This is a genomic window from Roseovarius halophilus (ex Wu et al. 2025) (assembly GCF_047086965.1).
This window is the reverse complement of record NZ_JBKOTX010000025.1, coordinates 21,064-47,440: the sequence shown is the minus strand read 5'-3', so window position 1 is coordinate 47,440 and position 26,377 is coordinate 21,064. Positions and strand designations below refer to the sequence as shown.

Here is a 26,377-nt window from a genome sequence, read left to right as displayed (position 1 = left end):
CGAGGTCGACGCGGACAGCCTTGAGATCTGGGAGGCCAATGTCGCCGCCCATGAATACGGCATGTCGCTGCTGCAGCCCGGGGCCAGCTGTTCCGGGGTTCTGACCTCGCGCCGGGTGAACCCCAGCACGAAGGCCCCCAAGACCAGCAAGCCCAGCCCGGTGGCCCCTGACATCAACTTGAGCGCCCAGGCCGTCGGAATTGGCAGCACAGTCAGCGCGATCGACAGCACCGTGTCCCCGAACAGCCCGCCCAGCCCGAAACTATGCGCCCAGCCCGGTCCGGTTGTCAGGGTCGAAGCATGAACCGCCAGCAATGCCACCGCAATGGGGGCGAATATGACACGGGTCAGCACCCGTTCGGGCACCCGGTGCAAAACGAGCCGCAGCCCCCAAGCCAGAAGTCCCACGCCGACCCCGACCGAAGCCCAACCCAGGATCATGAAGACCGGGGCGGCGATCAGCGCCCCGTAGCGGCCCAGCCAGTTCTGCACCGGCGCATCCGTCGCGGCGAGGAAACTCGGATCGTCCGGCGAATAAGAAAGGACCAGCATCGCGGCCGCGGTCCCCAGCACGACAAGCGCGAGGCCCAGCAGCTCCTTGCCGCGCCTTTCAAGCGCGGCCTGCATGTTGCTGTCGAGAAGCGGGTCGCGCTGCCGGGACTGATAGGATGCCATGTTCTTCCTCATACTCGATCGTAAAGACAGGCGCGGATGCGGGTCAGGCCGCGCTGCACATCTTGTTTCGGGGCCACCATCGCGACCCGGATGAAGCCGTCGCCCGGGTCACCCGCAGGGCCGGGGCGGCTGAGATACTTGCCGGGCAGCACTCGCACGCCCGTTTCCGTCCAGAGCTTGAGCGCCGCCGCTTCGCTGTCGGCGACAGGCAGCCACAAAAAGAACCCCGCCTCGGGGCCGTGATAGCCGGGCACGTCGCCCAGGACCGCATCGGCCAGGGCGTATTTCTCGCGGTAGAGCGCGCGGTTCTCTTCGACATGGATCTCGTCCGACCAGACCCGTTCGGCGACCCGTTGCAAGGGCAGTGGCAGCGGCGCACCCGCATAGGCGCGCAACTGGTGGATGCGGCGGATGTTCTCGGGGCCCGAGGCCACGAAACCAGACCGAAGCCCCGGCAGGTTCGACCGTTTGGACAGGGAATGGAAGACCACCACCCGCTCGGGGTCGGTCCCGGTCTCGGCCACCGCTTCCAGGATGCCGGGGGGCGGCGCGTCGCGGTAGATCTCGGAATAGCATTCGTCCGCGAAGACCCGGAAATCGTGCTTCTCGGCCAGCGCCAGAAGCTCGGCCCAGTATGCCCGGCTGGCGACAGCGCCCTGCGGGTTCGCCGGGCTGCAGATATAGGTGATGGCGGTGCGGTCGAGGGTCTCGGGATCGAGGCCCGCGAAATCCGGCAGATGGCCACTGTCGGCGGTCGCGGGCACGAAGACAGGCTCGGCCCCCACCGAGAGCGCGGCCACCGCATAGACCTGATAAAACGGATTCGGCGTCAGAACGACCGGCTGCTTGCCGTTCTTCGTCTCGGGACACAACGCCATGGCGGCGTTGTAAAGCCCCTCGCGCGTGCCGTTCAGCGCCATGACACGGTCAGGCGTGACGGTCACCGAATAGCGCCGCTGCAACCAGCCGGTGATGGCCGCAAGCAATTCCGGCGCGCCCTCGTTCGGCGGGTACTTCCCGAACCCCGACAGGCTGTCCGACAGGACATCGCCGACCCAGGCGGGAAACGGGTGCTGCGGCTCACCAATGGTCATGGCAAGCGGCTCGCCCCCCGGTTCAACAGGGTCGAGCAAGCTCCGCAGGCGCGGAAACGCATAGGCCGGTAGGTTCGAGAACCGCTCGGGGTAGGTCATGTCTGCCTCAGGATATGGCCTCGTTGATGGACCATTTTGTCAGCAGGATAGACGCCCGCCGCCCGACTTGTCCAGAAAATCGGCGGAAATTTCGGGGGTTGCACCGCAAACCTGTTGCTTTTGGGTCAGGCCAGCGCCGCCTCGGCCGCTGCGGCCAGGCGCAGCAGGCGCAGGTCCTGCCCCGGCCCGGCGTTGAACATGATCCCGCAGGACGGCACGCCGGTCGGCAGGGTGATGGAACAGAGGCCCATCATGTTGCCGATGCGGGTGTTGCGCAGGGTCAACAGGTTCTCCGACGCGAAAAGCGCGCTGTCGGCCAGCAGGTCGGCGGTCCTTGGCGGGGTAAGGGCGGCCGAGGGACAGATGACCGCGTCATAGCCTGCCGTCGCGGAGGCGAATTGCGCCCGAAGTCGATCCAGCCGCTGCCATGCGGCCACGTAGTCGGCCGCGCCATGGGCGCTGCCCGCCCGGAACCGCTCGCGCACCGGGCCATACATCTTGTCCGGGTCCGCTTCGATGGCCTTGCCCCAGGTGCCGTAGCATTCCGAGGTGTAGAGGATTCCGGCCATGTCCAATGCCTCGGCCACCGCAGGAATCGCCCCGCGCATCACCCGCGCGCCCGCCCATTCAAGCTGCGTCACCGCCTGTTCGCAGGCCCGGTCGGTGCCATCGCGCAGGCCCTCGCAGGCCACGGTTTCCAGGATCAGCAGCCGGGTTCCCGCCAGTGTGGCCCCGCGCAGGTCCGGTGCGGCCCGCCCCTGCAGGGCGGCAAAGAGGTTGGCTGCGTCCTCGACCGTGCGCGCCAGCGGACCGACCGTATCGAACCGCGCGGCCAGCGGCACCACGCCGGACAGAGACAGGACATTGTGGGTCGGCTTGAACCCGACCAGATCGTTCCACGCCGCGGGCAAGCGGACGGACCCGCCGGTGTCCGACCCGATCCCGGCGGCGGCAAGACCATGGGCGATGGCACTCGCCGTCCCCGAGGAAGACCCCCCTGGGGCGGCCTCGGGGTCGTGGACATTGGGCGGTGTGGCCGTGATCGGGTTCACCCCCAAACCGGAAAAGGCCAGCTCTGTCATATGCGTCTTGCCCAGGCAGACCAGCCCCAGCGCCGTGGCATTGCGCAACACCACCGAGTCTTGCGCGGGGACCCGCCCGGCCAGCAACGCTGTGCCCGCCTCGGTCGCCACCCCGGCGCTGTCGATGTTGTCCTTCCAGGCGATGGGCACGCCGTCCAGCGCCGACCGGCGCTGGCCCAGCCGGGCGCGCTGGCTGGCCGCACGGGCCTCGGCACGGGCACGGTCGGGCATGGCGCGCGCATAGATGCGGCCGGCCTGCGGACTGTCGGCAATCGCCGAGAAAAGCTCTTCCGCCAGATCAACGGGATCAACCCGGCCGGCCTCGATCGCCCGGCCCAGATCAGACGCGCTCCTGCCCCGCAAATCCTGCATGATTGCCCTTTCCCCGGCTTTGGCCCCGCGAAACCGTAGCGGCCAAGCAGCGCATGGACAATCCCGGCACGCAGGGCATATTGCGCCCCATGACACCCGACTCGGATATCCTCATCGTCGGCGGCGGCCTGAACGGCCCGGCCCTGGCACTTGCACTGGCCCAGTCCGGATTGCAGGTGACCGTGATCGACGCCCTGCCCAAGGCAAAACGCGAACTGCCCGATTTCGACGGGCGCGGCTATGCGCTGGCGCTGGGCTCGATCCGCCTGCTGGATCACCTCGGCATCTGGGATCGGGTCGCGCAGACCAGCCAGCCCATGCTGGAAATCAAGGTCACTGACGGGCGCGCGGGCGAAGGCCCGGCCCCCTGGATGCTGCATTTCGACCATGCCGAGATCGAGGAAGGCCCCATGGGCCACTTGCTCGAAGATCGTCATTTGCGGCTGGCCCTGCTCGAGGCCATGGAAGAAGAGCCGCGCATCACCTCGATCAATGCGGAAACCGTGGTCGCGCAGCACACCGCTGCAGACCACGTATCGGTCACGCTCGCCTCGGGGCGCAGCCTGACCGGGCGGATGCTGATCGGTTGCGACGGACGCGCCAGCGGCACGGCGCACCGCGCCGGTATCCGGCGCACCGGGTGGGACTACGGCCAGACGGCCATCGTCTGCGCCGTGGGCCACGAAAAACCCCACGGCGGCATTGCGCACCAGTTCTTCATGCCGCAGGGGCCGCTGGCGATCCTGCCGCTGCCGGGCAACCGGTCCTCGATCGTCTGGTCGGAGTCGACCGCGCGCGCGGAACGGATCATGGCGCTGGACGCCGAAGGGTTCCTCGAGGCCCTGCGCCCAGCCTTCGGGTCTTTCCTGGGCGAGATCGCGCTTGCGGGCAAGCGCTTTGCCTACCCGCTGAAGCTGACCATCGCGACGGCCTTCGTGGGTGATCGGCTGGCGCTGGTAGGCGATGCGGCGCATGGGATGCACCCGATCGCGGGCCAGGGTTTGAACGCCGGACTGCGCGATGTCGCAGCGCTGGCCGAGGTTCTTGCCGATGCCCGCGCGCGGGGCGAGGACATCGCCAGCCCCCTGGTGCTGGCCCGCTATCAACACTGGCGCCGCTTCGACACCGCCACGCTGGCGCTGGCCACAGACAGTTTCAACCGTCTGTTCTCGAACGACAATCCGCTTCTACGGTCGGTCCGGGATATCGGCATGGGGGCGGTGAACGCCCTCCCCGGCCTGCGCCGGGGCTTCATCCGCGAGGCCGCCGGTTTGACCGGCGATCTGCCAAGGTCCATGCGCGGCTGACAGGCGGCACAACGCCCTAATCCAGCTGCCGCGCCTCGTCGATCAACAGCACCGGAATGCCATCGCGGATCGGATAGGCCAGGTGGGCCGCCTTGCTGACAAGCTCACGCCGCTGGGCGTCATAGCTCAGCACCGCATGGGTCTGCGGACAGACCAGCGCCTCGAGCATCTTGCGATCAAAGCCGGGGCCGTCAGGGTCGGTCACTGGATCATCTCGTCACTGCCGCCGCCGCGCAGGGCGTATTCGATCAGGGTAACCAGCGTCTCGCGCCGGGTGGACAGGCTCGGGGCCTCGAGCAGGGCCTGCTTGTCCTCCGGGTCCAGCGGCAACAGCATGGACAGCGAATTGATCAGCAATTCCGGGTCGGCCTCCTTGAGGCTGTCCCAGTCGGTGCTCAGGCCGGTCTCGGTAAAATACCGGTTGAGCACGGCGAAAAGCGCCTCGCGGTCAAAACCCGCATCGCCCTCGGCCGTCTTGACGCGGTCGGCCTCGAAGCCGGACCAGTCCACCTCGCAGCGGCGATAGGGGGTGAAACCCTCGACCTCTTTGCGCACGCGGAAGCGTGACCGGCCCGCCAGGGTGATCATGTAGCGCCCGTCTTCGGTCTCGGAAAAGGCGGTCACGCGGCCCGCGCAACCGATACTGTGAAGCCGCGGGTCATCATTTCCAGCGCCACAGGGCTGCACCATTCCGATCAGCCGGTCGGGCGTCTTCAGCGCATCCTCGAGCATGGCCAGGTAGCGCGGCTCGAAGATGTGCAGCGGCAGTTGCGCACGCGGCAAAAGCAGCGCCCCTGTCAAGGGGAACACGGGGATGGTTTCGGGCAGGTCGGGGAGGTTTGCCATGACACGCAAGTTAGACCGAAGGCCCCCTCAGGCAACGCCGTCAGGCAAATATCATCGAACTCAGCCGGCGCCGCCCGTTCAGCACCACAGGGTCGTTCGGCTTGAGCGCATCGAAGACAGTGAACAACTGGGCCTTGGCCGCGCCGTCGTTCCAGTCGGGCGCGCGGCGGAAAAGTTCCAGCAATTCGTTCACGGCCCCCTCGGCATCGCCCGAGGCATGCAAGGCCGTGGCCAGGTCAAGCCGGGCCTGGTGGTCGTCCGCATCGGCCTCGAGCTTGGCGCGCAGCTCGTCGATGGGGCCGGCCTGCTCGGCCTGACGGGCCAGGTCAATGGCGGCGCGGGCGGCCTCGATCTCGGGCGCCTCGGCGATCTCGGCGGGCACACCGTTGATCACGGCCTCGGCCTGGTCGGCCTGGTCGAGCGCGAGGTAGGCCCGCGCCATGCCGCCGAAGGCCGCGGCGCTCTGCGGATCTTCCTGGGCGATGGCGGCAAAGGTCTGCGCGGCATCCGCCGCGGCCCCGTCGGTCAGCATCTGCTCGGCCGCCTCCAGCGCCTCGGCCATGCCGCCGTCATCGCCGTCGCCGCCGCCCATGGCGGCCAGCTTCTGGACGAATTCGTCGATCTGGCTTTGCGGCAAGGCGCCCTGGAACCCGTCAACGGGCTGGCCCTGGTGGAAGGCATAGACCGTGGGAATCGACTGCACCCGCAACTGGCCCGCGATCTGCTGGTTCTCGTCCACATTGACCTTGACCAGCTTGACCTTGCCGCCCGCGGCATTGACCGCCGTCTCGAGCGCCGGGGTCAGCTGCTTGCAGGGCCCGCACCACGGCGCCCAGAAATCGACGATGACCGGCACCTCCTGGCTGGCCTCGACCACGTCGGCCATGAAGGTGGCATCGCCCCCCTCCTTGATCAGATCGCCCGCAGGGGCGGCGTTGCCTTGTCCGAGTTCAAGCATCCTGTCTCTCCGCCTTGTCTGGAGTGTCGCACCCTATATGGGGCGATTTGGCACAAAGCGAAAGGGGGGTGTGCCGCCGATCACGCGCGCAGACGCTGTAGGCCTACAAGTCGAACGTCGCGAACACCGGGGCATGGTCGCTGGGTTTCTCCCAGCCGCGCACGTCCCGGCGGATGCGGCTGGAATGGGCGGCGGTTGCGATGTCGGGCGTGGCCCAGACATGATCCAGCCGGCGGCCCTTGTCGGCGGCATCCCAGTCCGGCGAGCGGTAGGACCACCAGCTGTAGAGCTGCCCCTCGGGGATGTCCGCACGGGTCACGTCGACCCAGCCCCCGGCCTCTTGCGCGCCGCCCAGATGCTCGATCTCCACCGGCGTATGACTGACGACCTTGAGCATCTTCTTGTGGTCCCAGACGTCATCTTCGCGCGGGGCGATATTCAAATCGCCGACAAGAATGGATTTCGCGGGCCTCTCGCCGTGGAACCAGTCGCGCATCTCGGTGAGGTAGTCGAGCTTCTGGCCGAACTTCTCGTTCACCTCGCGGTTCGGTTTGTCGCCGCCCGCGGGCACGTAAAAGTTATGGATCGTCACGCCGTTGTCCAGTTGCCCGGCGATGTGGCGGGCATGGCCGAGGGCGGCGAAATCCTGGCTGCCGACCTCCTGTATGGGACGTTTCGACAGGATCGCCACGCCGTTGTAGCCCTTCTGCCCGCGCGCGACCATATAGGTGTAGCCCAGCGCGCGAAACTGCTCCATGGGGATCTTGTCGACCGGCGACTTGCATTCCTGCAGGCAGAGGATATCCGGCGCCTCCTCCTGCATCAGGCGGACGACCAGCCCCTCGCGCAGGCGGACCGAATTGATGTTCCAGGTGGCAAGGGTGAAGGGCATGGGGAACTCCGGGGTATGGGGCGCAACGGGCTGTGACCGCAGGCATAGCGGATCGCACCCCGGCCTGCCATCCCCGCGCGATGCGCTGCTCGGGTAAAAAAAGACCCCGGCGCAGCGCGTCGGGGCCAAGTCCTACAGGGAGGTGGTGACGAACCCGTCGCCACCGACCTCAGGATAACCGCCCGGCGCGGCCCATGTCTTGATCTGTATCAAGGGTGCGCGATTTTTTGCCCGCTCAGGGCAGCGGATCGGTGCGGTAGAGCTTCACCTTCAGCCCACCATGGGCCACCGGCGGGCCGGGCGGCAACAGGGGCAGGCCCGTGGCATGGGCCAGCCTCGCCTGCGCGGTGACGATCCCGACGCGCCAGCCCCGGAAGTTGTCGCGCAGCACCGCCCCGAGGCTGCCGTGCAGGGCATAAAGCGGCTTGGGATTGCCGATGCGCGCGCCGTAGGGCGGGTTGACGATGACGATGCCCGGCGGGCCCTCGGGGCGGGTCAGGGCGCTGACCGGGGCCGTGTCGAACCGCGTCAGCCCGCCGACCCCGGCGCGCGCGGCGTTGTCGGCGCTCATCCGCACGGCGCCGGCATCGCGGTCGGCGCCGTGAAAGCGCAGCTCGGTCTGCCCCGGCACCTGCGCGGCTTTCATGGCCGCCCAGGACGGGGCGTCGAACGTGGCCAGCCGCTCGAAGGCAAAGCTACGCGACCGGCCCGGGGCAAGGCCCGCCGCGATCTCGGCCGCCTCGATCACGAAGGTGCCCGAGCCGCACATCGGGTCCAGCACCGGCTCGGCCCCGGTATAGCCCATCTGGCGCAGGAACAACGCGGCCATGGTCTCGCGCATGGGGGCCTTGCCCACTGCCGCCTTGTGGCCGCGCTTGTGCAGCGGCTCGCCCGAGGTATCGACCGAGAGGGTCACCAGATTGTCCTCGATCCGGGCCTTGAGCGTCACACCGGCCGCGTCGTCGAGCGGCGCGCCCAGCGTTTCCGAGATTGCCCGCTCGATCCGCTGCTGTGCGGCCTTGGCGTGATAGATCTTGGATTTCCGCGTCGTGACCTCGACCCGCAGGGGCACATCCGCCCGCAGCACCCCGGCCCAGGGAAACTTGCGTGCCCGCTTGTCCAGTTGCGCCAGGTGAAAGGCGCGAAAGCTGCCGATCCGCGCCAGAACGCGCCCGGCTCCGCGCAGCTCCAGATTGGCGCGCCAGACATCCGGCCAGCCGCCCATGAAAGCCACGCCGCCGGGCCGGGCCTCGGGCAGGGGAAACCCCGCCGCGCGCGCCGCCTCGGCGAGGGTCGCCTCCAGCCCCGGCGGCGCTTGCAGAAAGATCTCGAACGGGTCGGCCATGCCGGCGTCATAGCGGGGAACGCGGGGCGAGGCGACGGGAAAAGCGGGGGCTGGGGCGACATGCAGGTATTGGCGACCCAGCCCAGGCGCAAAAATCGCGTTCGCGGGGCTTTGACAGTTTCCTCTCGCCATACAGCGGGCCTCACGCTTTTGGCGTGAAGCGCGCTATTTCGAAACGGACCTATGCCATCCGGGTGAGAAGCCGAGCCAGCGACGGGCCGCGGCTCGGCGATCCCCCGAGTTGAGCCTATTACTTTATCCAAGCTGGTTCGGACGACCCGCGACACGTGGCGCTGGCTTTGACATATCGCCGGGCCGTGGGGGCGGCCCGGCGATGGCGCAGCGGCTTCGCCTTTACCCCGCGCCAGGGCGCGACATGCCCGAGCCTCGTCCTTGGCGCGCGTCGGGACGGGTCTGCGTGCCCGCTTTCCGCACCCACGCCGCAGAAACTTGCAGATCGCGCAATCGATGCTGTGCAGCCGATCGCACCGCGTGTGCCGGACAGCCGGCAGCGACCCCGACCCTCCACAATCCGACCCCGCACAAAAAAGGCCCCGGAGAATCTCCGGGGCCAGTCCAACAGGGAGGATGGCGGCATGACCCGGCCGCCGGCGGGATCTCTCAGGCCATCAGCCGGTAGCCGCCGCTTTCGGTCACCAGCAGCCGCGCGTTGGCGGGGTCGGGCTCGATCTTCTGGCGCAGGCGGTAGATATGGGTTTCCAGCGTGTGCGTCGTCACGCCCGCGTTGTAGCCCCAGACCTCGTGCAGCAGCACGTCGCGGGCAACCACGCCCTCGGTCGCGCGGTAGAGGAACTTGAGGATGTTGGTTTCCTTTTCGGTGAGGCGAATCTTGCGGTCCTCCTCGGTGACCAGCATCTTCTGCGCGGGCTTGAAGGTGTAAGGCCCCAGCGTGAACACCGCGTCCTCGGATTGTTCGTGCTGGCGCAGTTGCGCGCGGATGCGGGCCAGAAGCACCGGGAACTTGAAGGGCTTGCTGACGTAGTCGTTCGCCCCCGCGTCCAGCCCGAGGATGGTGTCGCTGTCGCTGTCGTGCCCGGTCAGCATCAGCACGGGGCACTTGACCCCCTGCTTGCGCATCAGGCGGCACAGCTCGCGCCCGTCGGTGTCGGGCAAGCCGACATCGAGGATGACGAGATCGTATAGCCCTTCCTTGGCCTTCTGCATGGCCTCGGACCCGGTGCCGGCCTCGAAGACGTCGAAATCCTCGGTCATGACCAGTTGCTCGCCCAGCGCCTCGCGCAGGTCCTCGTCGTCATCGACCAAAAGAATTTTCTTGAGCTGTGCCATGGATTGGCCCTCCCCGCCTGTTATGACATCCAGATGCGTCCGGACGCGGCGAAGGGCAAGGCATGCTGCAAAACGCTCACGCCGACGTGTGGCCACTGGCGGATATGTTTCATTTCCTGTCAGATGCAGCTATCCCGCCCCCCTGACCACAGGATCGCGCATGAGCTTCGCCCCCGACCTGACCGAGATGCTGGCCCGCGCCCGCGCCGACATGCGCCTGGGCGTGCCCGTGGTGCTGTCGGACGGCGACCGGGCGGCCGTGGTCATGGCGGTGGAAACGCTGGGGCCGCAGCGGCTCGCCGATGCGCTTGCCCTGGGGCAGGCCGACCTTGCCATCACCGAACACCGGGCGACGACGCTCAAGACCGCCGCCTATGACGGCGACCTTGTGCGGCTTGCTGTGCCCGGCGGGGCCGGTCTCGACTGGGTCCAGGCGGTGGCCGACCCCGCCGACGACCTGCGCCTGCCGATCAAGGGGCCGTTCCGGGCGCGGCGCGCGGGCGACGCGATGCTGCACCGCGCGGGGATTCGCCTGGCCAAGGCCGCGCGGCTGATCCCGGCGGTTCTGGTCGTGCCGATCCCCGATGGCGCGGCGCTGGCGCGCGCGCACGGCCTTACCCTGATCGGCGCAGCCACGGCGATGACCACGGACCTGTCCCCGCTGGCATCCGTGATCCATGCGAAAGTCCCGCTGGAAGTGTCCGAAGCGGGCCGCCTGCACATCTTCCGCCCCGAGGACGGGGCCGAGGAACACTACGCCGTCGAGATCGGCAGCCCCGACCGCTCAAGGCCGGTGCTGGCGCGGCTGCATTCGGCCTGTTTCACCGGCGATCTGCTGGGATCGCTGAAATGCGATTGCGGCCCGCAGCTGCATGGCGCGCTGGCCCAGATGGGCGCGGCGGGCGAGGGTGTGCTGCTTTACCTCAACCAGGAAGGACGCGGCATCGGGCTGGCCAACAAGATGCGCGCCTATTCGCTGCAGGACCAGGGCTTCGACACGGTCGAGGCCAATCACCGCCTCGGCTTCGAGGACGACGAGCGCGATTTCCGCATCGGCGCCGAGATCCTGCGCCGCATGGGCTTTTCACAGGTCCGCCTGCTGACCAACAACCCCGCCAAGGTCGAGCGGCTGGAACACTGCGGGATCGAGGTGATGGACCGCGTCCCGCTGAAGGTTGGCGAAAACCGGTTCAACCATCACTACCTGGCGACCAAGGCCAGCAAGTCCGGGCATCTGCTGTGACGGCGGTTGCCGCGCCCGGCCCGCAAGACATCGTCCTGACCCCGACGGGACTGCGCTTTTTCGGGCGGCGTCTGCCCTGCGTGATCGGCAAGGGCGGGGTCAGCCGCCGCAAGCGCGAGGGCGACGGCGCGACCCCGCGCGGCCGCCACGGCATCGTCGGGATGCTCTACCGCCCCGACCGCATGGCGCGGCCCACGGACTGGGCGCTGCCGATCCGCCCCGGCGACCTGTGGTCGGACGACCCCGCGCAGGCGGATTACAACCTGATGGTTCGCGCCCCCTATCCGCACAGCCACGAGGCGCTGCGGCGGGCCGATCCGCTCTATGATCTGGTCATCCTGACCGACTGGAACTGGCCCTACCCGGTCAAGGGGCGCGGCTCGGCCATCTTCATTCACCGCTGGCGGCGCCCCGGTTTTCCCACTGCGGGCTGCGTCGCGCTGCGCCCCGATCACCTGACCTGGCTCGCGCAGCGCATCCGGTACCGGACCCGCCTCATCGTGCCCTGACGGCAGGGCCGGTCGGCGTCGGTGGCCAGCGCAACCCCGGCACCGCAGTCACCCGTAATCCCGCGCCCCGAAGATGGCCGAGCCGACGCGCAAATGGGTCGCGCCCTGCGCCACGGCCTGCTCGAAATCGCCGGACATGCCCATGGACAGGCTACTTAGCCCGTTGCGCGCGGCGATCTTTCCCAACAGCGCGAAATGCAGGCTGGGCGCCTCGTCCACGGGCGGAATGCACATCAGCCCCGCCACGGGCAGGTCCAGCCCCCGGCACTCGGCCACGAAGGCATCGGCCTGCGCGGGCAGCACGCCGGCCTTCTGCGGCTCTTCGCCGGTGTTGACCTGCACGAACAGCGCGGGGCACCGGCCCATCTCCTGCGCCAGCCGGGCGAAGGTCCGGGCCAGCTTGGGCCGGTCCAGCGTGTGGATCGCCTGGGCAAGCTCCATCGCCTGGCGGGCCTTGTTGGTCTGCAAGGGGCCGATCAGGTGCAGCTCCACCCCCTCGAACCGGTCACGAAAGCCGGGCCACTTGCCCGCCGCCTCCTGCACGCGATTCTCGCCGAATGTCCGGTGGCCCTGCTCCAGAACCGCCGCGACCCGCGCGTCGGGCTGCATCTTGGACACGGCGATCAGCCGGACCGACCCGCGCGCCCGTCCGGCGGCATCCTCGGCGCGCTGCACCCGTTCGGTGATCTCAGCCAATGGCATGTTCAAGCTCCTGTTCCGGCGTCAAAATCGCCCTGTTGGACCATTCCGGGGCTGGTTTGGCAAGCGCTGCCGCGCCAGGGCCCCGCTGCTCGTGTGTGGCACGCCTGCATCAGTTTCGACCACCGCGCACCGCGGGCCCGGCAATTCCCTTGAGTGTGCGGCGCTTAAAGCGCAAAGACACTCGCAATGCTGGTGCAACTGGCATTCTCGGGAATGCAAACACGAGGAACAAAACCATGAAAAGCATCCTTCTCGCTTCGGCTTCGGTCTTCGCCTTCGCAGGCGCTGCCGCTGCTGATGGACATACTGACCTCAATGTCACTGGTGACGCTGAGCTGGGCTACAACGATGACATCGACAACGGCATGTACTGGGGCGCTGGCCTTGGCGTTTCGGCTTCGACCGCGCTGGACAACGGTGTCACAGCTGGCTTCTCGCTGGACATTGACATTGATGAAGACTTCGAAACCGACGGTATTCTTAGCTCTGAATCGACGTTGAGCCAAAACCTTGTCTCTACTTCCGACTTCGTTCTGTCGCTGAGCACTGATAGCGCCAGCCTAGATTTTGGCGACACCGATCCTTCGGCTGATCGTCATTGGAGCGGCGTCACCAACATGGACAACGATGGCTTTGCTGAAGTTGGCGACGCCTCTGAAGAGGGCCAGCTTGTTGGCGAGTACACCTTTGGCGACGTCACCGGCTCGCTGTCGTATGCGGTGGTGGACACCAATGGCGCTCCCAACGATGACGATCTGACCAACATGCAGTTCGCTGCTGTTGCTGATCTGGGCCAGTTCGGTGTCACCGTTGCCTACCAGGACGAAGACAATCCGGGCGGCGAGATCTTCGGTCTGTCCGGCTCGACCACGCTGAGCGGCGCTGACATCACTGCGTCCTTTGTCAACAACGACTCTGACGCTGCTGACACTCCCGAAACCGCGTTCGGCGTTGAAGGCTCCATGCCCTTCGGCCCTGTCACTGCGACCCTGTTCTATGTGTCGCAGCAGGACGACGCTGCTGGGACCGAAGTTGACGACAACTACGGCTTCGCCATCGCCTACTCCGAAGGTCCGGTGGCAGTTGATGCCTTCTATCATGACGGCAACGACGAAGACTTCGGCCTGCATGCCTCCTACGATGTGGGTAACGGTCTGGTGGTCTACGCCGGTGGTTCCGACGCCGACGGCGTTTACGGTGCTGGCGAGTACGATCTGGGCGGCGGCGCTGCCTTGCTCGTTGCCTACGCCGACGACGAAGATGACGCGACCAACGACGAAATCGGTCCGCAGGAATACAAGCACGGCACCACTGTGGAAGTTTCCTTCGAGTTCTGATTGAACTGGAACTTAACACCAAGTCAGAGCGGCGCTTCGGCGTCGCTCTTTCTTTTTGTGCGGGGCTTTTGTACCCTCGCGCCAAACAAACCGCTTTGAGGCTGAGCGATGAAACTGACTGTGCTTTTGATGCTGGCTGCGCTGACACTTGGCGGATGCGGAACACTGCAAGGATTGCTTGAGGGCACAGGGCGCGCTGTGGAAGGTGTGGCACAGGACTTGCGCAGTGCTGGCGGCATGTTCCGGCGCTGACGCAGCTGCGCGCACAGAAAACTGCTATACCAGTTCTACGGCGCGTGTGAGCAGTGCTTCGTTGACGGTGATGTAGCGTTGCGTGGTGCTGATGTGCTTGTGCCCAGCCAGCGCTGCCAGCAAGTGCACAGCAACACCCTTGTCTGCCAAGCGTGTGATGAAGGTCTTGCGCCCACTGTGTGAACTGCATCCATGCAGGCCACAGCTGTGATATATCTCCAAAAACAGCTGGCTCATGGTGTTGGCTGAGAATGCTGTGCCAAAGCGCGTGGCAAACAGTGGCGCTGCCTGTGCTGTGTCACGCAAATGAGGCCAATACGCTTTGAGCACGCGCTGCAGCTCTGTGTTGATGTAGACCCTGCGCGCACTGTGGCCTTTGGTTTGGCCCACTTGCAAGATCACGCTGTTGCGTGCTGTGCCCTGCTGATCATAAACATCTCCCACAGCCAGCGCTGCCAGTTCACATGCACGCAACCCAGCAAGCACGCTGAACTGCACCAGCGTTCTATCACGCGCGCTGTGCCTGCGTGTGTTGCACTGTGCCAGTGCCAACTTGATCTCCTTGTCAGTCAATGCGCGTGCGCCTGCCATGTTGTCCTCATACTGTGTTGCAGCACTATGCTATGGTCTGAGAGCTGTGCTGTGCGACCAAAAAACACGCGCAGTGATCTTGTATGATCACAATGGGTTAGCAGGATTTATCACTGAATACTTATTTTATGAGGATCAGCACAGGGCTGGGCAGCGGGGGCAAGACCCGAGTTTTGGCTTGCACGAAATTGCAGTGGCTGGTGAACTGTGCAGCTTGGAAAACTGGGGTCACGCTCAAAAATAATCCACTTTCACAGCGCGTTGGCTAAATAACTGTGCAAGGCTCAAGCAAGGCTCAAGCAAGGCTCTACAAACGAGATCAAGGCTAGCACGCCGACTGTGATAGTGCTGCGAACCCGTTCTGCGGTGAGACGGTAAGCAATGTATTGCTCGTTATACGCTTCAAGTGACTAACTCATCCTTGTCGGTGAGATGCTCAAAGCTGCAAAGGCATAAATGTTTAGCCGGCCCGCAGCTTCACTTGTCGTAACAGTGTGTGGTGATAGGCGCTGTGGGTAGAACTGCAGCGGCGCAAGTGAGATGGATGACAACGCCGTGTGATGCGGCACCCATCAACGCATGGGTCGGCCTGGCTGTATGGGTCCTGTGTGTGCGTGTGATACGCCGGTAATAGAGATGATAGCAAAACCTGCTCTTCCTGCAATGGTTCGGTGATACAGCCTGCAAGCGACGTGCAATGCACGCTTGTTGGATCGACGCCTTAATAGGCGTTGATCTAACTGCTCCTTGCAATGCCTATCAATCAATGAATCAACCAACACTGATACCGGCTTAACTGATCGGATGAACAACAGCAAAGCACGGGGTGTGAGCGCGAGCGAATACACGGTGCTGCAGCTGTATGTGTGATCGAAGATCGCACAGGAAACACAGGCGATTTTGGCGTGCACGATACCAGTGTTGCTGGGCATTGATAAATACACGACACAAGGAGGTATTGCGAGTGGACAACGGGATATTGGCAGAGGTGCGAGACGGTGTGCATGCGGCAGGACTGATCAGCAGCAACGCACAGTTCTGTCAGCTGTGGCTGGGCAAGAGCGAGTGTTACATGCGCAGCTTGCGCTTCTCTGGCGTCCAACCCAGCGCGGATGCACTGGCAACATGTGCATCACGATTGGCGCACACAGCCAGTGAGCTGCGCGCACAGGGCAAACACAGCAGCGCTGGGGATTTGGATCAGCTGCGCGTGCGCACTTATCAGGCACTGGATCAGCGCGCGCTTGAGGTGTTGCAGCAAAAAGGCATCTGCGTATGATTACACCTGTGCTGCAAAATCCAGAGGTGGAGTACTTACAGTTTGTGGGTGGTGATTTAGCAACCCCAAGCTCAGCTGCGGAGTCCATGTAATGTCAGCTATCACCGACATACAGCGCGCACTGAACCAGATACGACGGTTGGAACGTGCGGGCACAGCGGACACGCGCACAGCGGCTTTGGCGCTGATGACCAGCACTGCTGCAGACATGGCACGCGAGTTGCGCGGCAGCACTCAGCAACCCAAAAAGCGTGCAGCTGCAAAAGCCGTGCCCAAGCCTGCTGCGCCCCCAAAGCCCACAGCTCCACCAGCGCCCGAACCAGCTAAGACCACTGCTCGACCGTTCACTGAGCCTGATCTACCACAAGAAACTGTTGAAACCCTGCGCGCATTGTCTAACATTGAAGCTGATAAGCACTAACTGGAGAACAGGCGATGCCTGACTTAAACGATCTGCTCAAAAAGCACGGCGTTACGCCGATGGAAAATCCCAGCTCTGGCCCGCGCAGCAAGCTGCTTAACCAGGTCAATCGCATGCTCAAAGAGATGGAGAACTACGACAGCGCTGCAGACTTGGATGGAGACAATGCGCGCTTTTGGTGGGCACCGCAAAGTGTGGATGGCAAACGCAAGATCACGCCCAAGTATGGCAACCGTGCTGTTGAGGGCATGGGCACATATGTGGACAACAACTTGGAGGCTGTGAAATCTGTGCTGCAGGCCTACAAAGCCATCATCGAAGAAAGCACGGATGACACTTGGGCAGCTGAAGAAGCAAGGCGCAACGCCTGACGCCGCACTGCAGACACTGTTAACTGCGTAGATATTGTGTCTTCTGTTCATCCAAGCTGTGCATCGCCTGTTTGATCGCGTCCAGTTTGACCTCTTTGCTGCTCTTGCGCTGCGCTACGCAGTGTTGGCTGCCGCTGGTTATGGCGCGTGGCAATTGCTCCACAGTCACTGTGTGCTGTTGTGGCACTGGTCTATCCAGCCAATGCTGCAGTGCTGGGTCTTTGGCAACTGCGCTGCGCAGCTGTGTGAGTAGATCCCAAATTTGGCTGCTGCACAGCCGGGCAACTTCTGACGCGCCCGCATCGTGTCCACTGTGCGCAAGGTCTTTGGCTTTGACTGCCTGCAGCGTTATCCGGTTCAGTGCTGCCTCGTAGTGCTTGATTGCGTCAGGCTTGTTCTTGCCAGCGCGCATGCGCCTCTGTCTCTCCTGTTCTGCCTGCAGCGCCTGATATTCCGCTTTGGTGAGATTGTTTTGCAGGGCACGATTTTGCACATGCTTGCCCTCTTCTATGCGCTCTCGCAACAGTGCCAGCGCCACAAAGCGCCTGTTCATCTTGTCCAGTATACCAGTCCAACGCCTGACGCGCTTGTAGCGTTCAACTGCGCTCTCGCCCTCTATGCGCGGAAAGTGCAGCTTGTGCTTGCCGCCGCTTTCGCCCACAGTGTCAGCCCGTGCATCCTCCGCCTGTGATTGCTGCTGCGCGCGCGCTCGGATCTGTTTGATCAATGGATGTTCATCTTTGGACATACGGGCAACTGGCGTTATCTGCGCATCACTGGTAGTTTTAATCCACCTTGCACAGCGCGCGCAACAGCGCAGCACACACGCCGTCTAACTGTCGCCTGCACCCCAAGCACACACAAACGCCCCAACGCCGCTGTGTGTGCGTTTTTGGGCGTATACATGGCGCAAACTGCAGCACCCCCGTGTCACCGATCGATCTCGCCCACTGGCATAGTGACGCTGGTCTCAAATACGATCCAAGTCGATCTTGCCTGCGATGATGTCAACACGATCTTGCAGCGTGCTGGGAAACAGGTGCGCATATCGCTCAGTCATTGAAATGTGATAGTGCCCCAACAGCTGCTGCACTTCGTAGATGCTCGCGCCGTTGTTGATCAGCAAGCTGGCGTATGTATGGCGCAGGTCGTGTATGCGCACGCTGTCCAGTCCTGCCTGCTTGCGCGCCTCAAAAAAGGCAAGATGGAAGCTGGTATAGGGCTTGCAGGTGCGTGGGTTGGTGAACACGAATGCGTCGTTGCTTATGGGCAAGCCAAGCGCGTCCGACTTCGCCCGCACTTGCACCAGCACTGTGAGCGCCGCTTCGCTGAGCATCACAGTCCTGCTGCGCCCGCTTTTGCTGACCGCTACAAACAGTTCCTGTGTGTCTGTGTCGATGTCCTGCCAGCGTGCCAATCTCAGCTCACTTTTGCGTGCTCCCGTCAGCAGCAACAGCTTGACGAAAAGATACAGGAAAGGGTGTGAGCTGTGCTTGCACGCATGCAGCAGGCGCTTGATCTCTGCATCATTAAGGAAGCGCTGCACATGGTCGCCAACTGCCAGTTTGCGTATGGCTGTGTTCTTAAACACATTGTGATCCAAGTATCCCCAGTGCATGGCTATGTTAAGCATCCGGTTTAACATGGCGCTGTGCTTGTTGACGGTCGCAGGTTTGTATCCATCGTCCACCTGCTGCATAATCCAATGGTCTATGTCTTCACTGCGTATGTCACCCAGCTTTTTGTGACCCAGCTGTGCGCGCATGTGCTTGTCAAAAACATAGCGATCCAGCTCGCTCCTACGCTTTGTAGCCTTCGCAAACGACATATACTTGTCGTCGAAGAACTCACTCAAGCGCAGGCTCAGCTGCGTGTCCGTGCTTGCGCTGGCTTTGCCGAACAGATTTGAAAGTGATCGCACTGCAGTCTCCTTTGCAGTACAACGATACTGTCAAACGACTGCGCGGACGAGTGCGACATCGACAAAAGCAATGAAATACGCACCTGCTACCATCCTAGCATCCTTCTCGCTTCGGCTTCGGTCTTCGCCTTCGCAGGCGCTGCCGCTGCTGACGGACATACTGACCTCAATGTCACTGGTGACGCTGAGCTGGGCTACAACGACGACATCGACAACGGCATGTACTGGGGCGCTGGCCTTGGCGTTTCGGCTTCGACCGCGCTGGACAACGGTGTCACAGCTGGCTTCTCGCTGGACGTCGATCTGGTCACGAACAACGATACCGGCAGCCTTGGCTCCGTTGACTCGTCTGACTTTGTCGTGTCGCTGAGCAGTGATACTGCCAGCCTCGATTTTGGCGACACCGATCCTTCGGCTGATCGTCATTGGAGCGGCGTCACCAACATGGACAACGATGGCTTTGCCGAATTTGGCGATGCCACTGAAGAGGGCCAGCTTGTTGGCGAGTACACCTTTGGCAACGTCACCGGCTCGCTGTCGTATGCGGTAGTGGACACCAACGGCGGTACTGACGATGACGATCTGACCAACATGCAGTTCGCTGCTGTTGCGGATCTGGGCCAATTCGGTGTCACCGTTGCCTACCAAGACGACGACAATGTGGGCGGCGAGATCTTCGGTCTGTCCGGCTCCACCACGCTGAGCGGCGCTGACATCACTGCGTCCTTCGTCAACAACGACTCGGGGACAGGCGGTATTCCCGAAACCGCGTTCGGCGTTGAAGGCTCCATGCCCTTCGGCCCTGTCACTGCGACCCTGTTCTATGTGTCGCAGCAGGACGACGCTGCTGGGACCGAAGTTGACGACAACTACGGCTTCGCCATCGCCTACTCCGAAGGTCCGGTGGCAGTTGATGCCTTCTATCATGACGGCAACGACGAAGACTTCGGCCTGCATGCCTCCTACGATGTTGGCAACGGCCTGGTGGTCTACGCCGGTGGTTCTGATGCCGACGGCGCCTACGCTGCAGGTGAATACAACCTGGGTGGCGGCGCTGCGCTGCTGGTGGCCTATGCCGAAGACGAAGACACGACGGCGCCCAACCTCAACGACGAGATCGGTCCGCAGGAATACAAGCACGGCACCACTGTGGAAGTTTCCTTCGAGTTCTGATCGAACTGGAACTTAACACCAAGTCAGAGCAGCGCTTCGGCGCTGCTCTTTCTTTTTGTGCGGGGCTTTTGTACCCTCGCGCCAAACAAACCCGCTTTGAGGCTGAGCAATGAAACCCACTGTCCTTCTGATACTTGCCGCGGTCACCCTGAGCGGCTGCGGAACGATACAGGGCCTGTTCGACGGCACCGGCCGCGTGATCGAGGGCGTGGCGGAAGACCTGCGCAGCGCCGGCAACATGGTCGGCCGCTGATCCGCCATGGCCCGCCCCGCACGACCCGAGCCTTGTGAGGGTGGTGCCCCTCGGCTACAGATTGTCGGAGCACTGATTTTCGGGGGGGGCAGACGACGTGACCGGCACATCCAGCATCAAGACCGCCGTGGCAAGCCTTGCCATCCTAGCCCTGCTTGCAGGGTGCGGCGGCTCGGGCAGCATCGGCTCCATCGGGTCCAGCCCCTTCGGCAGCATCGGGTCGGGGATCGGCACCGGCGGGGGCGCGCCTTCCACCCGGCCGGCCGCGCGCGCCAGCGCCTCGGAAAATGTGGCCGTGAACCGCTATCTCTGGGCGGCCTCGCTCGAGGTGCTGGACTTCCTGCCGGTCGAAAGCGTGGACCCCTTCACCGGCGTGATCGACTTCGGCTATGGCACCCCGCCGGGCGGCGGCCGGGCCTATCGCGCCACCGTCTTCATCAGCGATCCGGCACTGGACGCCCGCGCGCTGAACCTGGCGATCCAGACCCGCGCGGGACCGGCGGCGCAGGACACCGTGCGCGCGGTCGAGGATGCGATCCTGTCGCGCGCGCGCCAGCTGCGCATCCGCGACGGCGGCCTGTAGACCCGCGCCCGCAGACAAGCTAACACCGCGCCGGGTAAATTCGCCCGGCGCTTTCGTTTCAAGGACCCGAGATGTCACGTTACAGCCCCACCGAGATCGAAGCCAAGTGGCAGGCCGCATGGGACGCCGCCGGCACCTTCACCGCCCGCCGTGAGGACGGCAAGCCCAAGTACTACGTGCTGGAAATGTTCCCGTACCCCTCGGGGCGCATCCACATCGGGCATGTGCGCAACTACACCATGGGCGACGTGATCGCGCGCTACAAGCTGGCCACCGGGCACAACGTGCTTCATCCCATGGGCTTTGATGCCTTCGGGATGCCGGCCGAGAACGCGGCCATGGCCAGCGGCGGGCATCCGCGCGACTGGACCTATGGCAACATCGACGACATGGTCGCCCAGATGAAGCCGCTGGGCTTTGGCCTGGACTGGTCGCGCATGTTCGCCACCTGCGACCCAGCGTATTACGGCCAGCAGCAGGCACTGTTTCTGGACTTCCTTCAGGCCGGGCTGATCGAGCGCAAGAACGCCACCGTCAACTGGGACCCGGTCGACCAGACCGTTCTGGCCAATGAGCAGGTGATCGACGGCAAGGGCTGGCGCTCGGGCGCCGAGGTGGAACGGCGCGAGCTGACGCAGTGGTTCTTCAAGATCTCCGACTTTTCCGAGGAATTGCTGGAGGCGCTGGACACGCTCGATGACTGGCCCGCCAAGGTGCGGCTGATGCAATCGAACTGGATCGGCAAGTCGCGGGGCCTGCAATTCGGGTTTTCCATGGTCGAGCCGCGGGGCGCGCATGACCGGGTCGAGGTCTATACCACGCGGCCTGATACCCTGATGGGGGCCTCCTTCATCGGCATCTCGCCCGATCACCCGCTGGCCAAAGAGCTTGAGCGCGACAACGCGGAGGTCGCCGCCTTCTGCAAGCAGGCCCGCCAGGGCGGCACCACCGAGGAAGCGCTGGAAAAGGCCGAGAAGCTGGGCTTCGACACCGGCCTGACGGTGCGGCATCCCTTCGACACCGCTTGGGAATTGCCGGTCTACATCGCCAATTTCATCCTGATGGACTATGGCACCGGCGCCATCTTCGGCTGCCCCGCCCATGACCAGCGCGACTTCGACTTCGCCACCAAGTACGGCCTGCCGATTATCCCGACCTTCCTGCCCGACGCCGACAGTTCCGAGGAGCTGGCCGAGGCCTTCGTGCCCGCCAAGACCGACAAGGTGCACTGGGTGCGCAGCTTCGGCTGGGCGCAGGACGCCACCGGCGAAGAGGCCGTCGAGGCCGCCATCGCGGTCTGCGAAAGCAAGGGCGTCGGCCAAGGCGTGACGCAGTTCCGCCTGCGCGACTGGGGCCTGTCGCGGCAACGCTACTGGGGCTGCCCGATCCCGGTGGTCCATTGCGACGCCTGCGGCGTGGTGCCCGAGAAGAAAGAGAACCTGCCCATCGAACTGCCCTACGACGAGGACGGCACGCCCATCGACTTTTCCGTGCCCGGCAACCCGCTGGACCGTCACCCGTCATGGCGCGACTGCCCCTGCCCCGCCTGCGGCGCGCCGGCCCGGCGCGAGACCGACACGATGGACACCTTCGTCGACAGCAGCTGGTATTTCGCCCGCTTCACCGCGCCGCAGGCGGACACGCCCACCGACATGGACGAGGCCGACTACTGGATGAACGTCGACCAGTATATCGGCGGCATCGAACACGCGATCCTGCACCTGCTCTATTCGCGGTTCTTCGCGCGGGCGATGCACATCACCGGCCACCTGCCGGAGAAGAGCCGCGAACCCTTCAACGCCCTGTTCACCCAAGGGATGGTGACGCATGCGATCTTCCAGACCCGCGATGCGGACGGCCGGCCCGTCTATCACTACCCGGCGGACGTGGATCTGCGCGACGGCAAGGGATTTCTGAAGGACGGCACCGAGGTTCAGATCATTCCCTCGGCCAAAATGTCGAAATCCAAGAACAACGTCGTGGACCCGATGACCATCATCGCCACCTACGGCGCCGATACCGCGCGTTGGTTCGTGCTGTCCGACAGCCCGCCCGAGCGTGACGTGGAATGGACGGCCAGCGGGGCCGAGGCCGCCAACCGGCACCTGGCCCGCGTCCACCGCATCGCCAGCGACATCGCGCAGGCCGATACCCCGGCCAACGCCGACGACGACGCCCTGCTCAAGGAAATGCACAAGACCATCTTCGACGTGACCCAGGGCATCGACTCCTTCGGGTTCAACGCCTCCATCGCCAAGCTTTACGCCTTCACCAACGTGCTGCAGAAATCCAAAGCCGGGGCCGAGGCCCGGCGGCAGGCGGCCGAGGTTCTGGCGCAGCTCATGTCACCCATGACCCCGCACCTGTCCGAGGAAATCTGGGCGATGCTGGGCGGCGCCGGCCTGATCGCCGATCGGCCCTGGCCCGTCGCCGACGAATCGCTTCTGGTCGAGGACACAGTCACCATGCCGATCCAGATCAACGGCAAGCGCCGCGCCGAGATCGAGGTGCCAAAGGACCTGCCCAAGGAAGAGGTTGAAAAGCGCGCCCTGGCAGAGGACGCTGTGCAACGGGCGCTCGATGGCGGGCAGCCCAGGAAACTGATCGTCGTGCCGGGCCGGATCGTGAATGTGGTTATCTAGACGCCATGCGCTGACTGTCCTTGCCGGGCTGCCACTGGCAGCCTGCGGCTTCACGCCGGTCCATGGTCCGGCGGGGGCAGCCACCGCCCTGCGCGGCCGGGTTGCCTATCGCGCACCGGACACGCCCGAAGGCTTCCGCCTGCGCGCCCGGCTGGAAGACCGCCTGGGCCGCGTCGAGCGCGGCGATTACCTGCTGCGCGTCGATATCGAGACCGGGGAAGTCGCGCTGGTCATTTCCTCGGACCAAAACATCAACCGCTACAACCTACAGGGCCACGCGACCTGGGCGCTTTACGCCGCCTACGACCTGGAGACCGAGACACCGCTTGCCAGCGGCGAGGTGCGGACCTTCACCGCCTATTCCGCCTTCGGCAACACCGTGGCAACGCAAGAGGCCCAGAACGACGCCCGCGACCGGCTGGCGGTGGCCCTGGCCGACCAGATCGTCACGGACCTGATCTTCGCCGCGCAAGACCTGCCATGAAGCTGATCCCGCGCGACGCCGCCCGCTACTGCCGCAAGCCCGACCCCGAGGCCGCGGGGCTTCTGATCTACGGCGCGGACGCGATGCGCGTGGCGACCCGGCGGCAAGAGGTCATCGCGGCCCTCGTCGGCCCCGAGGCCGAGGCCGAAATGCGCCTGACCCGGATCAGCGGTGCCGAGTTGCGCAAGGATGCCGCCCTGCTGCACGACGCCATCAAGGCGCAGGGCTTCTTTCCGGGCCCGCGCGTCGCCTTTGTCGAAGAGGCCACCGACGGCACCGCCAAGGCCATCGAGCCGGCCCTGGCTGACTGGGCGCCCGGGGATGCGCAGGTCATCGTCACGGCCGGGGCGCTCACTGCGCGCTCGACCCTGCGCAAGCTTTTCGAGGGACACAAGCAGGCCTACGCGGTCGGGATCTATGACGACCCGCCCGACCGGGCCGAGATCGAGGGCATCCTGGCCGAAGCCGGGCTGGCCCGGGTCCCCGGCGATGTCATGGCCGCGATCACCGACCTGTCGCGCGCACTGGACCCGGGCGATTTCCGCCAGACCCTGCAGAAACTGGGGCTCTACAAGCTCGGGGATGCCACGCCCGTCACGGTCGAGGACCTGGACCTCTGTGCGCCGCGCTCGAGCGAGGCCGAACTCGACGACCTGCTGCATATCGTGGCCGAGTCGCGCGTGGGCGAGATCGGCCCGGTGCTGAGCCGTCTGTATGCCCAGGGCAGCAACCCGGTGGGCCTGTGCATCGGCACGACACGGCATTTCCGCAGCCTCCACGCCGCCGCATCGGACCCCGGCGGCCCTGCGGCGGGCATCGCGCGGCTGCGCCCCCCGATCCATGGCCCCCGGCGAGACCGCATGGCGCGCCAGGCGGGCAAATGGGGCCGCACGCGGCTGGAACAGGCCCTGACCTACCTGACCGACACCGACCTGCGCCTGCGGTCCAGCAGCCATGCCCCCGCGCAGGCCCTGATGGAACGCGCCCTGATCCGCCTGGCCATGCTGGGCCGGTAGGCCCGCCGCACCTGGCCGAGCCATCGCCCCACCGCCATTGACACACTGTTAGAGCCCAACCGAAAACCAAGTTGAGTGATTTCAGCCGGTTATGATTCTCTCGGGTTGCGACACCTTGGAGAACACGATGCCCTGGACCGAAATCACCCGCAGAAACTATGCCCGCGAGGGCCTCCGCGACGCAACCGACAGCACGGACGAGGAGTGGGCGGTGGTCGCGCCTTTCATGCCGGCGCGGAGCAAGGTCGGACGTCCGCGCACGACCGACCTCCGGGCCGTCTGGGACGCGATCCAGTACATGGCGGCGACGGGATGCCAGTGGGCCATGCTGCCGAAGGACTTCCCGCCGTTCACGACGGTCCAGTATTACTTCTACATGCTGCGCAACAGCGGGACGCTGGATCTGATGAACGACGCTCTGGCGTCTGCGGCCCGGTTGGTGGACGGCCGCGCGGCCGAGCCCACGGCGGGCATCATCGACAGCCAGTCCGTGAAAACCACCGAAAGTGGCGGTCCCCGAGGCTTCGACGCCGGCAAGAGGATCAAGGGTCGCAAACGCCATATCGTGACGGATACGCAGGGAAATCTGCTCGCTGTGTCAACGGCGGAGTAAAATCCGGCCATTGGGCGGCGCAAAATCCGGCCACTTTTGATTTTGGGCACGACGCGCGCCACGTGGCGGCGGCCAGTCAGCCGCGCTCCCCATATAGCTGTCGGTTGACTGGCCGCCTTGGCCCGTCAGGGCCAAGCCAGCGAGGGTCGTCTCAGGCGGTGTCGGTGGACTTTCGCGCGCGGCTCTGCGCGAGGCGACAGCTCTCGCCGTTCATCTCGAGGATGTTGACGTGGTGCGTCAGTCTGTCGAGTAGGGCACCGGTCAGACGCTCGGTGCCGAAGGTTTCCGTCCATTCGTCGAATGGCAGGTTGCTGGTGATCATTGTGGCGCCGCGCTCGTAGCGCTGCGAGATCAGCTCGAAGAGCAGTTCTGCCCCGGTCTTGGAGAGCGGCACGAAGCCCAGTTCATCAATGATCAGCAGCTTGACGTTGGCCAGTTGCTTTTGCAGCCGCAGCAGGCGGCGCTCATCGCGGGCTTCCATCAGCTCGCTGACGAGCGTGGCGGCGGTGATGAAGCGGACGGGCAGCCCCTTCTGACAGGCGGCCAGGCCAAGGCCCAGAGCGACATGCGTCTTGCCGGTGCCGCTTGGCCCGAGGGCGATGACATTCTCGCGCCGCTCGATCCATTCGCAGCGGGCAAGTTCCAGCACCTGCATCTTGTTGAGCTTCGGGATTGCCTTGAAGTCGAAGCTGTCGAGGCTCTTGGCGGCCGGGAACTTCGCCGCGTTCTGCGCCTTCAAATGGTCCCCCGGACCATTTGATCCGCTGGCGCGGACCAGCTTGAACTGCGGCGCTCGACCATCCGCCGTTCACGGTCGCGCCAAAGGCGCGCGATACAGGAATTGGCGGCGCACGCCGCCGGGCATCTCCATTTCCACCAGGCGCGCCAGGAACTGGACGGGCACCTCGATTTTTGACTATTTTCTTGGTCGCGCAGCGGTGCGTTTGGCGTGAAGCGGGAGGGAAGTAGCTGTTTGGCGGTATGCCCCCCGGGGCAATCACGGCTCGGT

26 protein-coding genes and 2 pseudogenes are annotated in these 26,377 nt (G+C 64.7%); 14 read left to right on the top strand and 14 right to left on the bottom strand.

The genetic code is table 11. The annotated features are described in order from the left end of the window. The 3 genes from ACH107_RS07490 to ACH107_RS07480 all read right to left on the bottom strand — a co-directional run. Positions 1-675, bottom strand: a 675-nt coding sequence (locus ACH107_RS07490) for a DNA translocase FtsK 4TM domain-containing protein (protein WP_412505291.1), incomplete at its 3' end; no start/stop codon positions are given. Between the two features lie 8 nt (positions 676-683). Further along, on the bottom strand, positions 684-1,868 hold the full coding sequence (locus ACH107_RS07485) for an aminotransferase class I/II-fold pyridoxal phosphate-dependent enzyme (RefSeq protein WP_412505290.1): 1,185 nt from the start codon (positions 1,866-1,868) through the stop codon (positions 684-686). Positions 1,869-1,993: 125 nt separating this feature from the next. Next, on the bottom strand, positions 1,994-3,322 hold the full coding sequence (locus ACH107_RS07480) for an amidase (RefSeq protein ID WP_310691709.1): 1,329 nt from the start codon (positions 3,320-3,322) through the stop codon (positions 1,994-1,996). Between the two features lie 89 nt (positions 3,323-3,411). Between ACH107_RS07480 and ACH107_RS07475 the strand changes: the two genes are divergently transcribed. Continuing rightward, positions 3,412-4,629 (top strand): UbiH/UbiF/VisC/COQ6 family ubiquinone biosynthesis hydroxylase, encoded by a 1,218-nt coding sequence (locus ACH107_RS07475; protein ID WP_412505289.1) that lies wholly within the window; start codon positions 3,412-3,414, stop codon positions 4,627-4,629. 16 nt (positions 4,630-4,645) lie between these two features. Here ACH107_RS07475 and ACH107_RS07470 read toward each other — a convergent pair whose 3' ends face one another. From ACH107_RS07470 to ACH107_RS07445, 6 genes are all read right to left on the bottom strand, one after another. Continuing rightward, a complete protein-coding gene (locus tag ACH107_RS07470; protein ID WP_405049855.1) occupies positions 4,646-4,798 on the bottom strand; it encodes a Trm112 family protein in 153 nt (50 codons plus the stop codon). Between the two features lie 32 nt (positions 4,799-4,830). After that, positions 4,831-5,475, bottom strand: a complete 645-nt coding sequence (locus tag ACH107_RS07465; protein WP_310691712.1) for an LON peptidase substrate-binding domain-containing protein — start codon at positions 5,473-5,475, stop codon at positions 4,831-4,833. Positions 5,476-5,515: 40 nt separating this feature from the next. Beyond that, complete coding sequence (trxA, locus tag ACH107_RS07460; RefSeq protein ID WP_310691713.1) at positions 5,516-6,433, bottom strand: thioredoxin; 918 nt, start codon at positions 6,431-6,433, stop codon at positions 5,516-5,518. Between the two features lie 103 nt (positions 6,434-6,536). After that, the gene (locus ACH107_RS07455) at positions 6,537-7,325 is read right to left on the bottom strand and encodes an exodeoxyribonuclease III (RefSeq protein ID WP_310691714.1); all 789 of its coding nucleotides are present in this window, start codon (positions 7,323-7,325) and stop codon (positions 6,537-6,539) included. 235 nt (positions 7,326-7,560) lie between these two features. Then, positions 7,561-8,670 carry a THUMP domain-containing class I SAM-dependent RNA methyltransferase gene (locus tag ACH107_RS07450; protein WP_412505288.1) on the bottom strand — a complete coding sequence of 370 codons (1,110 nt, stop codon included), beginning with the start codon at positions 8,668-8,670 and terminating at the stop codon, positions 7,561-7,563. A gap of 621 nt (positions 8,671-9,291) precedes the next feature. Then, positions 9,292-9,978, bottom strand: coding sequence for a response regulator transcription factor (locus tag ACH107_RS07445; protein ID WP_310691716.1), 687 nt, complete (start codon positions 9,976-9,978; stop codon positions 9,292-9,294). A gap of 160 nt (positions 9,979-10,138) precedes the next feature. Here ACH107_RS07445 and ribA point away from each other — a divergent pair, with 160 nt between their 5' ends. Together ribA and ACH107_RS07435 are read left to right on the top strand one after the other, a co-directional pair. Further along, positions 10,139-11,221, top strand: a complete 1,083-nt coding sequence (gene ribA / locus ACH107_RS07440; protein WP_310691717.1) for a GTP cyclohydrolase II — start codon at positions 10,139-10,141, stop codon at positions 11,219-11,221. Then, complete coding sequence (locus tag ACH107_RS07435) at positions 11,218-11,730, top strand: L,D-transpeptidase family protein (protein ID WP_310691718.1); 513 nt, start codon at positions 11,218-11,220, stop codon at positions 11,728-11,730. Before ribA ends, ACH107_RS07435 begins: the two co-directional genes overlap by 4 nt. A 48-nt stretch (positions 11,731-11,778) precedes the next feature. On the opposite strand, the gene ACH107_RS07430 is transcribed toward ACH107_RS07435, so the two are convergent. After that, the gene (locus tag ACH107_RS07430; protein WP_412505287.1) at positions 11,779-12,432 is read right to left on the bottom strand and encodes a YggS family pyridoxal phosphate-dependent enzyme; all 654 of its coding nucleotides are present in this window, start codon (positions 12,430-12,432) and stop codon (positions 11,779-11,781) included. 236 nt (positions 12,433-12,668) lie between these two features. On the opposite strand from ACH107_RS07430, the gene ACH107_RS07425 reads away from it, so the two are divergent. Continuing rightward, positions 12,669-13,769 carry a porin gene (locus tag ACH107_RS07425; RefSeq protein WP_412505286.1) on the top strand — a complete coding sequence of 367 codons (1,101 nt, stop codon included), beginning with the start codon at positions 12,669-12,671 and terminating at the stop codon, positions 13,767-13,769. Between the two features lie 276 nt (positions 13,770-14,045). On the opposite strand, the gene ACH107_RS07420 is transcribed toward ACH107_RS07425, so the two are convergent. Beyond that, entirely contained in the window at positions 14,046-14,612 is a 567-nt protein-coding gene (locus ACH107_RS07420; RefSeq protein WP_412505285.1) for a tyrosine-type recombinase/integrase, read from the bottom strand. 964 nt (positions 14,613-15,576) lie between these two features. Between ACH107_RS07420 and ACH107_RS07415 the strand changes: the two genes are divergently transcribed. The 3 genes from ACH107_RS07415 to ACH107_RS07405 all read left to right on the top strand — a co-directional run bounded on the left by ACH107_RS07415 (position 15,577) and on the right by ACH107_RS07405 (position 16,683). After that, a complete protein-coding gene (locus ACH107_RS07415; protein WP_412505284.1) occupies positions 15,577-15,891 on the top strand; it encodes a DUF6626 family protein in 315 nt (104 codons plus the stop codon). A gap of 91 nt (positions 15,892-15,982) precedes the next feature. Then, a complete protein-coding gene (locus ACH107_RS07410) occupies positions 15,983-16,312 on the top strand; it encodes a hypothetical protein (RefSeq protein WP_412505283.1) in 330 nt (109 codons plus the stop codon). A gap of 14 nt (positions 16,313-16,326) precedes the next feature. Next, positions 16,327-16,683, top strand: a complete 357-nt coding sequence (locus ACH107_RS07405) for a hypothetical protein (RefSeq protein WP_412505282.1) — start codon at positions 16,327-16,329, stop codon at positions 16,681-16,683. A 19-nt stretch (positions 16,684-16,702) separates the two neighbouring features. Here ACH107_RS07405 and ACH107_RS07400 read toward each other — a convergent pair whose 3' ends face one another. Beyond that, on the bottom strand, positions 16,703-17,410 hold the full coding sequence (locus tag ACH107_RS07400) for a hypothetical protein (RefSeq protein WP_412505281.1): 708 nt from the start codon (positions 17,408-17,410) through the stop codon (positions 16,703-16,705). A 243-nt stretch (positions 17,411-17,653) separates the two neighbouring features. After that, positions 17,654-18,604 (bottom strand): tyrosine-type recombinase/integrase, encoded by a 951-nt coding sequence (locus ACH107_RS07395; RefSeq protein ID WP_412505280.1) that lies wholly within the window; start codon positions 18,602-18,604, stop codon positions 17,654-17,656. Positions 18,605-18,628: 24 nt separating this feature from the next. Between ACH107_RS07395 and ACH107_RS07390 the strand changes: the two genes are divergently transcribed. The 7 genes and pseudogenes from ACH107_RS07390 to ACH107_RS07360 all read left to right on the top strand — a co-directional run. After that, complete coding sequence (locus ACH107_RS07390) at positions 18,629-19,777, top strand: porin (RefSeq protein ID WP_412505292.1); 1,149 nt, start codon at positions 18,629-18,631, stop codon at positions 19,775-19,777. A gap of 109 nt (positions 19,778-19,886) precedes the next feature. Then, complete coding sequence (locus tag ACH107_RS07385; protein ID WP_412505279.1) at positions 19,887-20,030, top strand: hypothetical protein; 144 nt, start codon at positions 19,887-19,889, stop codon at positions 20,028-20,030. Between the two features lie 97 nt (positions 20,031-20,127). Next, complete coding sequence (locus tag ACH107_RS07380; RefSeq protein WP_310692226.1) at positions 20,128-20,613, top strand: DUF3576 domain-containing protein; 486 nt, start codon at positions 20,128-20,130, stop codon at positions 20,611-20,613. 71 nt (positions 20,614-20,684) lie between these two features. Further along, entirely contained in the window at positions 20,685-23,255 is a 2,571-nt protein-coding gene (gene leuS, locus ACH107_RS07375) for a leucine--tRNA ligase (RefSeq protein ID WP_412505278.1), read from the top strand. Then, positions 23,242-23,739, top strand: coding sequence for an LPS assembly lipoprotein LptE (lptE, locus tag ACH107_RS07370; protein WP_412505277.1), 498 nt, complete (start codon positions 23,242-23,244; stop codon positions 23,737-23,739). Before leuS ends, lptE begins: the two co-directional genes overlap by 14 nt. Further along, the gene (gene holA, locus ACH107_RS07365; protein WP_310703096.1) at positions 23,736-24,755 is read left to right on the top strand and encodes a DNA polymerase III subunit delta; all 1,020 of its coding nucleotides are present in this window, start codon (positions 23,736-23,738) and stop codon (positions 24,753-24,755) included. Before lptE ends, holA begins: the two co-directional genes overlap by 4 nt. Positions 24,756-24,882: 127 nt before the next feature. After that, positions 24,883-25,353: pseudogene (locus ACH107_RS07360) on the top strand (IS5 family transposase); the annotation flags it as partial. 166 nt (positions 25,354-25,519) lie between these two features. On the opposite strand, the pseudogene istB reads toward ACH107_RS07360, so the two are convergent. After that, positions 25,520-26,239 (bottom strand): annotated as a pseudogene (gene istB, locus ACH107_RS07355) (IS21-like element helper ATPase IstB). Between the last annotated feature and the right edge of the window lie 138 nt (positions 26,240-26,377).